Origin of the sequence: Azoarcus sp. DD4, from assembly GCF_006496635.1 — a bacterium.
In the GTDB taxonomy this organism is placed as follows: domain Bacteria; phylum Pseudomonadota; class Gammaproteobacteria; order Burkholderiales; family Rhodocyclaceae; genus Azoarcus.
This window is the reverse complement of the sequence record NZ_CP022958.1, coordinates 245,921-258,108: the sequence shown is the minus strand read 5'-3', so window position 1 is coordinate 258,108 and position 12,188 is coordinate 245,921. Positions and strand designations below refer to the sequence as shown.

9 protein-coding genes, 3 tRNA genes and 3 rRNA genes are annotated in these 12,188 nt (G+C 59.2%); 4 read left to right on the top strand and 11 right to left on the bottom strand.

Annotated features, from left to right (window positions below):
• Nucleotides 1-64 precede the first annotated feature (64 nt).
• Nucleotides 65-1,060, top strand: a complete 996-nt coding sequence (locus CJ010_RS01315) for a YafY family protein (RefSeq protein ID WP_141016360.1) — start codon at nt 65-67, stop codon at nt 1,058-1,060.
• 13 nt (nt 1,061-1,073) lie between these two features.
• Here CJ010_RS01315 and CJ010_RS01310 read toward each other — a convergent pair whose 3' ends face one another.
• Nucleotides 1,074-1,322 carry a hypothetical protein gene (locus CJ010_RS01310; protein WP_141016359.1) on the bottom strand — a complete coding sequence of 83 codons (249 nt, stop codon included), beginning with the start codon at nt 1,320-1,322 and terminating at the stop codon, nt 1,074-1,076.
• A 42-nt stretch (nt 1,323-1,364) separates the two neighbouring features.
• The gene (locus CJ010_RS01305) at nt 1,365-1,772 is read right to left on the bottom strand and encodes an H-NS family nucleoid-associated regulatory protein (RefSeq protein ID WP_240794473.1); all 408 of its coding nucleotides are present in this window, start codon (nt 1,770-1,772) and stop codon (nt 1,365-1,367) included.
• A gap of 195 nt (nt 1,773-1,967) precedes the next feature.
• Between CJ010_RS01305 and trxC the strand changes: the two genes are divergently transcribed.
• Nucleotides 1,968-2,408: a thioredoxin TrxC gene (trxC, locus tag CJ010_RS01300; protein ID WP_141016358.1), complete on the top strand. Its 441-nt coding sequence runs from the start codon at nt 1,968-1,970 to the stop codon at nt 2,406-2,408.
• 3 nt (nt 2,409-2,411) lie between these two features.
• On the opposite strand, the gene CJ010_RS01295 is transcribed toward trxC, so the two are convergent.
• From CJ010_RS01295 to CJ010_RS01285, 3 genes are all read right to left on the bottom strand, one after another.
• Nucleotides 2,412-3,308 (bottom strand): ketopantoate reductase family protein, encoded by an 897-nt coding sequence (locus CJ010_RS01295; protein ID WP_141016357.1) that lies wholly within the window; start codon nt 3,306-3,308, stop codon nt 2,412-2,414.
• Nucleotides 3,308-3,787 (bottom strand): MaoC family dehydratase, encoded by a 480-nt coding sequence (locus CJ010_RS01290; protein WP_141016356.1) that lies wholly within the window; start codon nt 3,785-3,787, stop codon nt 3,308-3,310. Before CJ010_RS01290 ends, CJ010_RS01295 begins: the two co-directional genes overlap by 1 nt.
• Nucleotides 3,788-3,894: 107 nt before the next feature.
• The gene (locus CJ010_RS01285; RefSeq protein ID WP_141016355.1) at nt 3,895-4,902 is read right to left on the bottom strand and encodes a nucleoid-associated protein; all 1,008 of its coding nucleotides are present in this window, start codon (nt 4,900-4,902) and stop codon (nt 3,895-3,897) included.
• A gap of 114 nt (nt 4,903-5,016) precedes the next feature.
• Here CJ010_RS01285 and CJ010_RS01280 point away from each other — a divergent pair, with 114 nt between their 5' ends.
• The gene (locus CJ010_RS01280) at nt 5,017-5,745 is read left to right on the top strand and encodes an SDR family oxidoreductase (RefSeq protein ID WP_141016354.1); all 729 of its coding nucleotides are present in this window, start codon (nt 5,017-5,019) and stop codon (nt 5,743-5,745) included.
• A 165-nt stretch (nt 5,746-5,910) separates the two neighbouring features.
• Here CJ010_RS01280 and rrf read toward each other — a convergent pair.
• The 6 genes from rrf to CJ010_RS01250 form a co-directional block, all read right to left on the bottom strand.
• Nucleotides 5,911-6,024, bottom strand: a 5S ribosomal RNA gene (rrf, locus tag CJ010_RS01275).
• Between the two features lie 117 nt (nt 6,025-6,141).
• Nucleotides 6,142-9,026, bottom strand: a 23S ribosomal RNA gene (locus CJ010_RS01270).
• Between the two features lie 278 nt (nt 9,027-9,304).
• Nucleotides 9,305-9,380: transfer RNA gene (locus CJ010_RS01265), tRNA-Ala, on the bottom strand.
• A gap of 26 nt (nt 9,381-9,406) precedes the next feature.
• A tRNA-Ile gene (locus CJ010_RS01260) sits at nt 9,407-9,483 on the bottom strand.
• 71 nt (nt 9,484-9,554) lie between these two features.
• A 16S ribosomal RNA gene (locus CJ010_RS01255) occupies nt 9,555-11,090 on the bottom strand.
• The 16S, 23S and 5S rRNA genes sit together here with 3 tRNA genes alongside, the layout of an rRNA operon.
• Before the next feature lie 350 nt (nt 11,091-11,440).
• Nucleotides 11,441-11,517 (bottom strand) — tRNA-Arg (locus tag CJ010_RS01250).
• Between the two features lie 157 nt (nt 11,518-11,674).
• Here CJ010_RS01250 and CJ010_RS01245 point away from each other — a divergent pair.
• Nucleotides 11,675-12,139 carry a cytochrome c5 family protein gene (locus CJ010_RS01245; protein ID WP_141016353.1) on the top strand — a complete coding sequence of 155 codons (465 nt, stop codon included), beginning with the start codon at nt 11,675-11,677 and terminating at the stop codon, nt 12,137-12,139.
• The last annotated feature ends 49 nt before the right edge of the window (nt 12,140-12,188 follow it).

The following is a 12,188-nucleotide window of genomic DNA, read 5'->3' as shown; positions in this document are numbered from 1 at the left end:
CTCATCCAACGAGCCTGTCGAAACCGCATAATTCCGTACCGTACAGACCCGCCCCCGAAAAACCGTGAGCCAGACAGAACGCCTCTACCAGATCGTCCGCATGCTGGAGAACGCCCGCCAGCCAGTGCCGCTGGCACGCTTTCTCGACACGCTGGAAATCTCGCGTGCCAGCTTCAAGCGCGACCTGGACTACCTGCGCGATCGCCTCGGCGCGCCCATCGTCTGGCGCCGCGGCAGCGTCGGCGAGGCGGCGGGCTATGTGCTGGAAGGAGACCGCCCCGGGGCCGGCAAGCGCTACGGCATCCACGGCATGTGGTTCAACCCGTCGGAAATCCACGCTTTGCTGATGATGCAGCAGCTCGCCACCGCGATGGAGCCGGGCCTGCTGGCCGGCCAGGTCGACGGACTGATGACGCGCATCGGCCTGATGCTGGGCAGTGCCAACGACGATCCAGCCGAGATCGCCCGCCGCGTGCGCATCCTGCACTCCGCCAACCGCCGCGCCACGCCGGCCATCTTCGACACGGTAGCGCAGGCGACGATGAAACGACGCCGGTTGGCGCTGCGCTACTACGCCCGCAGCCGCAATGCCGAATCCGATCGCGTGGTGTCGCCGCAGCAGCTGCTGCACTATCGGGAAAACTGGTATCTGCTGGCTTTCTGCCACCAGGCGGGCGAACTACGCCTGTTCGCGCTCGACGCCATCCGCACCGCCACGGTGAAGCGCGACAAGGCACGCGAAGTCGGTCCGCGCAGTCTGCAAAAAGCTGTGGGTGCCGCCTTCGGCATCTTCTCTGGCGCCCCGCGCGAGCACGCCGAACTGCACTTCAGCGCCGACGTCGCACCCTGGGTGGCAAGCGAGATCTGGCACCCGGCGCAGACCTCCACGCCGCAACCGGACGGCAGCCTGCGGCTGTGCGTGCCGTATGCCGACAGCCGCGAACTGACGATGGAAATCCTGCGTTATGGCGCCGACGTCGAAGTGGTCGGGCCGCCAGCGCTGCGCACGGCGGTCGCAGAAAAGTTATCGCAGGCCGCCGCGCGCTATCGGCCAACTTGAGACAGGACGCGGCTCAAGGCGCGCCGACGGCGTCCCTCACGCATTTCTTCGTGAAACTGGTCTTGGCCGCGCCAGCCAGTTTCTTCTCGGCTGCGGCGGCGTCGCAGGTGGCGGCGGCATCCTTTTCGCACTTCTTCATGAAGCTGGTCTTGGCGGCGCCGGCCAGCTTCTTCTCCGCCGCACTCGCCATGCAGGTGGGGCCTTCAGCGAAGGCGGACAGGGCAAAGGCCGACAACAGGGTGCAGACGAGGATCTTCTTCATGGTGGGTCTCTCCTGGGGGTGAAAACGATGGCGCCGTCGGCGCTACATCACCGGTGGCCTTCGCGGCGCCAGCTTCTCAGCAGCGATGGCGAGCGCATCGAGCGACCCGCCATTGGCCAGCCATGCAGTGACCCAATGCGGCTGGCGCCCGCGCCCGGACCAGCCGAGTTCGCGATTGTTGGGATGACGATACTTGGCCGGCAGCGGTTCGCGCGGCATGGCCGCAGGCGCCCGCCGGGCGGCGGGTTCGCCCGCCTTCATCGCCACGGCGTCCGCCGCCAGTTCGTCCAGCGACACGCCATGACTGCGCGCCAGCGCGGCGATGCGCCTGATTACCGCGGCACGCGCGGCCGATTCCTGCCTGTCGATGGCCTTGCCGATGCGGCTGCCGAGTTCGCGTAGTTGCGGGAGTGTGTAACGCTTTAGATCGATCTCGATGATTTCTTTCATATATCCGGAAGCGAAACGACGGGTTGCGGTGCCACCGAGCATATCGGCAGAGTAATTGCACTCTAATACCAAAGTTGCATTCGCGCAGCACCGCTAAAACCCGCCTCGGGCCATGGGAATGACGCCGAAGGCGACGGGAACTACCACAGTGCAGCGCTGACTATCCGCGACAGCGCTACTTTCGATGGAGCTTTCATGAACGCCCCCCTGCATCTCGTCTGCCCGCACTGCAATGCGGTCAACCGCCTGCCCGCCGCCCGGCTCGAGCAGCAACCGGCCTGCGGCCAATGCCACCGGCCGCTATTCACCGGCGAACCGACAGCACTGACCGGCGCGAACTTCGACCGCCACATCGGCCGCAACGACATTCCGGTGCTAGTGGATTTCTGGGCGCCGTGGTGCGGCCCCTGCCGGATGATGGCGCCCGCCTTCGTTCAGGCCGCCGGTTTACTGGAACCGGGAATGCGCCTGGCCAAACTCGACACCGAGGCGGAACCGGACATCGGCACGCGCTTCGGCATACGCAGCATCCCAACCCTTGCGCTGTTCCGCGGCGGCCGCGAACTTGCCCGCCAGGCAGGAGCGATGAGCGCCGACCAGATCGTGCGCTGGGCGCGCCAGGTCTTGGCGCGTTGAGGTTCAGGCCCTGGCGTCGATCAGGGCGATCAGCGTGTGCAGGGCGCGATGGGTGGGTACCGCCGCGCCCGTCCGATCCGCCAGACGCAGGAACGCGCCGGTGATGGCATCGAGTTCCGTGCGGCGGCCGGCGAGCACGTCTTGCAGCATGCTGGTCCGATTCCCGGCGGTACTGCCGATGACGGCCCACACCTTCTCGCGCGCGGCCGCCGCGTCGAGCTGCAACCCGGCATCGCGCAGTACTGGCCAGGCTTCCGTCACCAGCGCATCGACATACAACGACAAGGGTGGCGTTTGCAGTTCCCCGGTACGCACACGGAACACCGCGGTAAGCGGGTTGAGCGCAAGGTTGACCAGCAACTTGGCAAGCCGCGCCGCGCTGATGTTGCTGTCGACGCGGGCGGGTAGACCGGCCTCGGAGAAGCGCCGTGCCAGCGGCTCGAAACCAGGCGGCATGAGTGTTTCGCCCTCGCTCACCGGCACAATGCGGCTCCCCTCTCGATATGCTCCCATGGTGGTGACGCCCTGACCGGCGAACACCTTATCGCCACAAGCGGCACGCAGACAGTCTTCCACGAGGCCGTTCTGCAGCGACAACACTCCGCGCGGCCGCATTGCCGCGGCACTGCGGGCCGCCGCCGCGGTGTCGCCCGCCTTGACGACGAGCACCACCCATTCGGCCGAAGGCAGGCGATCCGGTGCATAAACAGCGGGATGAAAGAGCCGGCCTGCCACCTCCACGCCGGCTCCCAGGGCTTGTGCTCGCGCGGCGCTCGATGCGACCACCGCCACCGGCCCAGTGGCCGCAAGACGCGCAGCGATGCTGAGTCCGAGCGCGCCCGCTCCAACGATGGCTAGCGGACGGTGCTGCACGTGCCCGGCGCTGCCGCGATCAGACATCAGGCGACAAGCGGCCGGCGCGGCACCACCAGGCGCGACGTCATGACCTGGACGGTCTCGCCACGCTGATTGCGCGTCTCGCTGCGTATGGTGACGATGCCACGATCCGGCTTCGAGCGCGACGGCGTCACTTCGACGATCTCGCTCTCGACGTTGAGGACATCGCCAGGCCGCGTGGGTTGCGGCCATGCGATCTCCGCTCCGGCACCGATGATGCCTCCGGCAATGGGCGCACCGCCCTCGACCAGCAGCCGCATGGTGATTGCCGCAGTATGCCAACCGCTCGCCGCCAGGCCACCGAACAGCGTCGCTTTTGCCGCCTCGTCGTCGAGATGAAAGGGTTGCGGATCGAACGCGTCGGCAAATTCCACGATCTGCCCGACTTCGAGCGTATGCGAACGGCTGCCGAAACGCAGCCCAACTTCGAGATCTTCGAGGTAGAAGACCTTGTTGCGGTCAAACTCTTCTTGGGGGTTCATACGGTCTCCGTCGGCACCTGATAAGTGACCCGCTTATATTACGATCGTCAGCTATCATGTCAAGTGCGATCAAACGTGGTCCGCCTCGCCCACAAGCCGAAGGCCGCTCACTCTTCCAGGAGCATGCGCTTGAGGTAGTCAGGCAAATTCGACAGTACCAGCGTGTCGGAGGCCTTGTCGTATGAAACAGCGCCGGAGCGCAAGCTGCTGCGGTCGAACTCGAGCTTCCATTGTTCTGCGCTGGCTTTGAATCGCACGAGCGGCCGCAGCGCGCGGCGGTCCGGTACGAAGCCGTTGGCGACGCTGGCAGCGCCATCGGAGAATGCCTGATCGAGCCGCTCTGGTGCACTAGGCCAAAGCTCGCGCGCCACACTATCGAGACTGAGCGGCGCCCCACTTTCGCCCAGCTCATCCAGGTAGAGGTGCGCCCGCTCCATCAGTTCGTCGCGGACAGGTGGCTCCAGTTTTTCGGTTTCGGCAAAATGGTTCAGCGTCTGGACCAGCTTTTGTGTTTCCTTGAGCGCGATGACCACATCGCTGCAACCGAGGAACTGCTTGAAATACTCCGCGACATCAGCCCTGCCCTTAAGAAAGCTGATGTAACGCTCGTCACCTCTCTGCCAAGCGCTGATATCGATGCGCCCTGCCACCCTGAGGTTGGCGAAATCCAGATGCACGCAGTCGGCGATGTTCAACTGGCGGTCGATCGCCGTACCCACAGTCTCCGTAAGCAATGCCACCCACAGGCAATCCGTCTGGCCTTCCAGAATGCGTGCGACCAGCACGAATCCACCCGCAGTCAGCTGCGCTTCGTCGCCCCGTTGCTGGAGCTGCTGCATCATCAACTGCGTCAAGGTAATGAAATCGATGTCCCGTTCGACAAGATGCCGACGCAGGTAGCCCGCCATGGGAAAGCGCGCTTCATCATCCTCGAACTTCCCATACCCCTTGCCAGGGCGCTCACGATACAAACGGCACAAGCGCTCGACCAGGGACACCGCCGCCTCTGTCTGGGCGCAGGCGGCGGTACGCAGTTCAATGCTGGCAGGCCGGTGCTCGTCCTTGTTCAGTTTGTGAATCACCAGATCGGTGATCGTATGCTGGATCTGTGTCATGGCTGCCTCATTCCGGGGGGACGCGATTCTCTCATGGCGTATGGACTTCACCCGAACTTGCACCGCGCATGCCGTGCTGAAGACAATGACGATTCTGATAAAGGAGGGCACGACATGCACGCGATTGTCACCGGTCACAGCCGAGGCCTCGGCGCCGCAGTTGCCGAGGCGTTCCTCGTCCGAGGCATTCCCGTACTCGGACTAGCGCGTCGCACGAATGTCGATCTGGCACAACGCTTTCCCGACCGTCTTAAGCAAGTCACCCTCGACTTAAACGCCCCCGATGGCCTCATCGATTGGCTCGCCGGCGGCACGCTCTCTGACTATCTGGCGACAAGCGAGGAAAGCATCCTGATCAACAACGCTGGAATGCTCGAGCCAACGGGATCATTAGGGGAACTCGATGCAACAGACATCGTTCGAGCGGTACAACTAAACCTCGGCGCCCCCTTGTTGTTGTCTAACGCCGTTGCGAACGGGGCCTCCGCCGAGCGGCCGGTTCGCCTCGTACATATATCGAGCGGCGCGGCCCGCAACCCTTACGCGGGCTGGGGCGTATATTGCGCAACAAAGGCTGCGCTGGATCAACACGCTCGAGCGGTGCTACTGGAAGGCCACGCGTGGATAAAGGTATGCAGTATTGCGCCAGGCGTCATCGACACGGACATGCAGACTCATATCCGTTCGCTAGACCCTCGAATGTTCCCAACCCACGAGCGCTTTGTTGCCTTGAAGGCAGAAGAGCGCTTGTGGCCTGCCAAACAGGCTGCTGAACGATTGGTGTCTTACGTATTGAGCGATCACTTCGGCGGCGAGGCAACAACGGACCTTCGAGATCTCTAGTCATACGTGCCGTGGACCATGGGTTCAATTTCGGCAAAGCTTAGGCGGTGTCTTTCGTGCGAAAGTCGGTGAGTCGGTGCTTTAAGTTCGTAGGGTTGGGGAATTTTTCGATTTTGCAATAAAAAAGCCCGTACAGTAGAACTGTACGGGCTTTTTGATGGGTTAGTCTGACGATGACCTACTTTCACGAGAGCGGATCTCACTATCATCGGCGCGGTCTGGTTTCACGGTCCTGTTCGGGATGGGAAGGGGTGGTACCCAGACGCTATGGTCGTCAGACTTTGACTTGTTGCTCGGCGTTTTTGTCGTCCGAGCCAAATTTGGAAGAAGTGTTGGATTGTGTGACTGCGTCGTGTTGTACACGCTTTGACGAGTTTGACGCTATTTTAAGGTTATAGGATCAAGCCTCACGGGCAATTAGTATCGGTTAGCTTAACGCATTACTGCGCTTCCACACCCGACCTATCAACGTGGTGGTCTTCCACGACCCTTCAGGGGGATCGAGTCCCCAGGGAAGTCTCATCTTGAGGCGAGTTTCCCGCTTAGATGCTTTCAGCGGTTATCTCTTCCGCACTTAGCTACCCGGCGATGCGACTGGCGTCACAACCGGTACACCAGAGGTGCGTCCACTCCGGTCCTCTCGTACTAGGAGCAGGTCCCCTCAAACTTCCAGCGCCCACGGCAGATAGGGACCAAACTGTCTCACGACGTTTTAAACCCAGCTCACGTACCACTTTAAATGGCGAACAGCCATACCCTTGGGACCGGCTACAGCCCCAGGATGTGATGAGCCGACATCGAGGTGCCAAACTCCGCCGTCGATGTGAACTCTTGGGCGGAATCAGCCTGTTATCCCCAGAGTACCTTTTATCCGTTGAGCGATGGCCCTTCCATACAGAACCACCGGATCACTATGTCCTGCTTTCGCACCTGCTCGACTTGTCGGTCTCGCAGTCAAGCCTCCTTTTGCCATTGCACTATCAGTACGATGTCCGACCGTACCTAGGAGACCTTCGAACTCCTCCGTTACCTTTTGGGAGGAGACCGCCCCAGTCAAACTGCCTACCATGCACTGTTCCCGACCCGGATTCACGGGCCTGGGTTAGAACCTCAACGACACCAGGGTGGTATTTCAAGGACGGCTCCACGAGAACTAGCGTTCCCGCTTCATAGCCTCCCACCTATCCTACACAAGTCCCGTCAAAGTCCAATGCAAAGCTACAGTAAAGGTTCATGGGGTCTTTCCGTCTAGCCGCGGGGAGATTGCATCTTCACAAACATTTCAACTTCGCTGAGTCTCAGGAGGAGACAGTGTGGCCATCGTTACGCCATTCGTGCAGGTCGGAACTTACCCGACAAGGAATTTCGCTACCTTAGGACCGTTATAGTTACGGCCGCCGTTTACCGGGGCTTCGATCAAGAGCTTGCACCCCATCACTTAACCTTCCGGCACCGGGCAGGCGTCACACCCTATACGTCCACTTTCGTGTTTGCAGAGTGCTGTGTTTTTAATAAACAGTCGCAGCCACCGATTCTCTGCGGCCCCTTCGCCCTTCGGATGTACTCCTACAAGCTAATGGGGCATACCTTCTCCCGAAGTTACGGTATCAATTTGCCGAGTTCCTTCTCCTGAGTTCTCTCAAGCGCCTTGGTATTTTCAACCTGCCCACCTGTGTCGGTTTGCGGTACGGTCGATTCTAGACTGAAGCTTAGAGGCTTTTCCTGGAAGCAGGGTATCAACCACTTCGCGAACAAGTTCGCTCGTCATCACGCCTCAGCTCAGCTCTCCGGATTTGCCTAGAGAGCACGCCTACACGCTTAAACCGGGACGTCCAACACCCGGCCGGCCTAACCTTCTCCGTCCCCCCATCGCATCTAGAACCGGTACAGGAATATTGACCTGTTTCCCATCGACTACGCATTTCTGCCTCGCCTTAGGGGCCGACTCACCCTGCGCCGATGAACGTTGCGCAGGAAACCTTGGGCTTTCGGCGAGGGTGCTTTTCACACCCTTTATCGCTACTCATGTCAGCATTCGCACTTCCGATACCTCCAGCATCCCTTACGAGACACCTTCGCAGGCTTACGGAACGCTCCCCTACCACGTGTCAAAGACACATCCGCAGCTTCGGTTCATGGCTTGAGCCCCGTTACATCTTCCGCGCAGGACGACTCGACTAGTGAGCTATTACGCTTTCTTTAAAGGGTGGCTGCTTCTAAGCCAACCTCCTAGCTGTCTATGCCTTCCCACCTCGTTTGCCACTTAGCCATGCATTTGGGACCTTAGCTGGCGGTCTGGGTTGTTTCCCTCTTGACACCGGACGTTAGCACCCGATGTCTGTCTGCCGTATATCACTTTGCGGTATTCGGAGTTTGCTATCGCGGGGTAGATCGCAGTGACCCCCCCAACGATTACAGTGCTCTACCCCCGCAAGTGTCCGTACGACGCACTACCTAAATAGTTTTCGGGGAGAACCAGCTATTTCCGGATTTGTTTAGCCTTTCACCCCTATCCACAGCTCATCCCCTAGTTTTTCAACACTAGTGGGTTCGGACCTCCAGTGCGTGTTACCGCACCTTCATCCTGGCCATGGATAGATCATCCGGTTTCGGGTCTACGCCCAGAGACTAAATCGCCCTTATCAGACTCGCTTTCGCTACGCCTCCCCTATTCGGTTAAGCTCGCCACTGAACGTAAGTCGCTGACCCATTATACAAAAGGTACGCAGTCACCCCTTACGAGGCTCCCACTGTTTGTATGCATGCGGTTTCAGGATCTATTTCACTCCCCTCCCGGGGTTCTTTTCGCCTTTCCCTCACGGTACTGGTTCACTATCGGTCGATCACGAGTATTTAGCCTTGGAGGATGGTCCCCCCATCTTCAGACAGGATTACACGTGTCCCGCCCTACTTGTCGCACGCTCAGACCCGCCACCGGCTTTTCGCATACGGGACTATCACCCTGTATCGTCGGACTTTCCAGACCGTTTTGCTAAGCTGATGGTTTAGTCGTGCAGGCTATTCCCCGTTCGCTCGCCACTACTTGGGGAATCTCGGTTGATTTCTTTTCCTACGGCTACTTAGATGTTTCAGTTCGCCGCGTTCGCCTCCACGTACCTATGTATTCAGTACGGGATACTGCTTGCGCAGTGGGTTTCCCCATTCGGATATCGGGGGATCAAAGCTCCATTGCCAGCTCCCCCCCGCTTTTCGCAGGCTTGCACGTCCTTCATCGCCTGTGATCGCCAAGGCATCCACCACATGCACTTAGTCGCTTGATCCTATAACCTTAGATCCTCTCGCGCGTTCTCACGCACTGAAGATCCGGCTACAGGTCGAACTCGTTTGTGCGATCCGCCACTGTGCTGACTACGCAGTGTCGGATCAATGCAATCACACAACCCGTGCAACACACCTAGATGTGCTGCACTAACTTCTTCCAATTTGTTAAAGAGCGAACCTCTGGCACGATGACCAAGAAGTCAGGCATGAGCACTTGCATACGCATGACTGACGTCTCGACATGTCGAACAACCGAGCAGCGCGGGCGCTGCGGCACTGGTGGAGCTGGTCGGGATCGAACCGACGACCCTCGGCTTGCAAAGCCGATGCTCTCCCAGCTGAGCTACAGCCCCATTCTGACTTCGAGCACCTAAAAGACTGGTGGGTCTGGTTGGGTTCGAACCAACGACCCCCGCCTTATCAAGACGGTGCTCTAACCAGCTGAGCTACAGACCCTCGACATCGAGGCTCTTCGCCTGAACAACCGATAAGTTGTGGATACTTGGCCGTTAGCGGCTTTTCTCTTGAAAGGAGGTGATCCAGCCGCACCTTCCGATACGGCTACCTTGTTACGACTTCACCCCAGTCATGAATCTCACCGTGGTAAGCGCCCTCCCGAAGGTTAAGCTACCTACTTCTGGTGAAACCCACTCCCATGGTGTGACGGGCGGTGTGTACAAGACCCGGGAACGTATTCACCGCAGCATGCTGATCTGCGATTACTAGCGATTCCGACTTCACGCAGTCGAGTTGCAGACTACGATCCGGACTACGATCGGCTTTAAGGGATTAGCTCCACCTCGCGGCTTGGCAACCCTCTGTACCGACCATTGTATGACGTGTGAAGCCCTACCCATAAGGGCCATGAGGACTTGACGTCATCCCCACCTTCCTCCGGTTTGTCACCGGCAGTCTCATTAAAGTGCCCAACTGAATGATGGCAATTAATGACAAGGGTTGCGCTCGTTGCGGGACTTAACCCAACATCTCACGACACGAGCTGACGACAGCCATGCAGCACCTGTGTCCTGGTTCCCGAAGGCACTCTCGCCTCTCAGCAAGATTCCAGGCATGTCAAGGGTAGGTAAGGTTTTTCGCGTTGCATCGAATTAATCCACATCATCCACCGCTTGTGCGGGTCCCCGTCAATTCCTTTGAGTTTTAACCTTGCGGCCGTACTCCCCAGGCGGTCAACTTCACGCGTTAGCTGCGTTACTCACAGAGTTACCTCTACGAACAACTAGTTGACATCGTTTAGGGCGTGGACTACCAGGGTATCTAATCCTGTTTGCTCCCCACGCTTTCGTGCATGAGCGTCAGTACAGGCCCAGGGGGCTGCCTTCGCCATCGGTGTTCCTCCACATCTCTACGCATTTCACTGCTACACGTGGAATTCCACCCCCCTCTGCCGTACTCTAGCCTTGCAGTCACAAGCGCAGTTCCCAGGTTAAGCCCGGGGATTTCACACCTGTCTTACAAAACCGCCTGCGCACGCTTTACGCCCAGTAATTCCGATTAACGCTCGCACCCTACGTATTACCGCGGCTGCTGGCACGTAGTTAGCCGGTGCTTCTTCTTACGGTACCGTCATCCACGCGGGATATTAGCCCGCGCGATTTCTTTCCGTCCGAAAGAGCTTTACAACCCGAAGGCCTTCTTCACTCACGCGGCATGGCTGGATCAGGCTTTCGCCCATTGTCCAAAATTCCCCACTGCTGCCTCCCGTAGGAGTCTGGGCCGTGTCTCAGTCCCAGTGTGGCGGATCATCCTCTCAGACCCGCTACAGATCGTCGCCTTGGTGAGCCTTTACCTCACCAACTAGCTAATCTGACATCGGCCGCTCCAATCACGTGAGGTCTTGCGATCCCCCACTTTCCCCCTCAGGGCGTATGCGGTATTAGCTACGCTTTCGCGTAGTTATCCCCCATGACTGGGCACGTTCCGATGCATTACTCACCCGTTCGCCACTCGCCGGCGGGCCGAAGCCCCCGCTGCCGTTCGACTTGCATGTGTAAAGCATGCCGCCAGCGTTCAATCTGAGCCAGGATCAAACTCTTAAGTTCAATCCATACAAAGCACTCAAAGTCACTTACTGACATGAGCACCTAATCATTGCGAAACCAAACCGCCGAAGCGGCTTCGCCACAACAACCAAGCACCCACACTTATCGGTTGTTCAATTTTTTAAAGAGCGCTGCATTCGCTGCAGCAGAGAAGCGAGATTATGTAGCACTTGCTTCGCTTCGTCAACCCCCGCCGCAACCTTTTTAAAACCGATCACGCCGAGACAAACTCGCAAAACCCCTTCACCACCATCGAAAAAACACAGACAGTCGCGAAGAGCCGCGCAGTATATACGTCGCGAAAACGAAGTCAAGCCAGAAATGCGAGGCAGCGCAATGTATATAACGACTGGCGCGCCCGAGACGATTCGAACGTCCGACCCCTGCCTTCGGAGGGCAGTACTCTATCCAGCTGAGCTACGGGCGCGCGGCCTTGCAGAAAACAGGGGACACAAGATGGACACCCGGGTGCAAGGCGCAAAAGCATATATGGCTTCGGTCGAAAAGTCCATGCCGCACTGCCACAATGGTTATTTAGCCAGCTATAATCCGGGCTTTGCCTAGCGCCAGTCAAAGGATCCAGCATGTCGGAACATCGCGCCTCCAGCGCCGCCCAGCGCTCTCTTCGCCTCGCAATGCCTGTTGCCGCCATCGTCGCAGCGTCGCTGCTGGCTGGCTGCGGCAAAAGCAGCGGTCAGGTTGATCCCGAGGTGACCGCATCCCTCATTCAGCCGGTGGCTAAGGTTGAACTGAAGGTCGTCAAGATCGCCCCGGGCAGCCGTACGGGCGAGCAGATCTACAAGAGCATCTGTTCCAGTTGCCACGATGCGGGCATGCTCGGCGCGCCCAAGACCGGCGACGCGGGCGCCTGGGGTTCCCGTCTGTCCCAAGGCTTCGACGGCCTGACCAAGTCCGCGATCAACGGCAAGAACGCGATGCCTCCGCGTGGGGGTGGCTCCGACCTGACCGACACGGAAGTGAAGCGCGCTGTCGCTTTCCTTGCCAACAAGGTGGGAGCTGGTTATACCGAGCCGCCTGTCGCGCAGTAAACAGACCCAGCTCAATGAAAAAGGCGGCTTCGACAGCCGCCTTTTTCAT

What these genes read in the sequence shown, in the direction of transcription:
- CJ010_RS01280 (WP_141016354.1), top strand. Translation starts at nt 5,017, where the DNA reads ATGCACGCGATTGTCACCGGTCACAGCCGAGGCCTCGGCGCCGCAGTT.
- CJ010_RS01305 (WP_240794473.1), bottom strand. Translation starts at nt 1,772, where the DNA reads ATGAAAGAAATCATCGAGATCGATCTAAAGCGTTACACACTCCCGCAA.
- CJ010_RS01310 (WP_141016359.1), bottom strand. Translation starts at nt 1,322, where the DNA reads ATGAAGAAGATCCTCGTCTGCACCCTGTTGTCGGCCTTTGCCCTGTCC.
- CJ010_RS01295 (WP_141016357.1), bottom strand. Translation starts at nt 3,308, where the DNA reads ATGTCTGATCGCGGCAGCGCCGGGCACGTGCAGCACCGTCCGCTAGCC.
- trxC (WP_141016358.1), top strand. Translation starts at nt 1,968, where the DNA reads ATGAACGCCCCCCTGCATCTCGTCTGCCCGCACTGCAATGCGGTCAAC.
- CJ010_RS01290 (WP_141016356.1), bottom strand. Translation starts at nt 3,787, where the DNA reads ATGAACCCCCAAGAAGAGTTTGACCGCAACAAGGTCTTCTACCTCGAA.
- CJ010_RS01245 (WP_141016353.1), top strand. Translation starts at nt 11,675, where the DNA reads ATGTCGGAACATCGCGCCTCCAGCGCCGCCCAGCGCTCTCTTCGCCTC.
- CJ010_RS01285 (WP_141016355.1), bottom strand. Translation starts at nt 4,902, where the DNA reads ATGACACAGATCCAGCATACGATCACCGATCTGGTGATTCACAAACTG.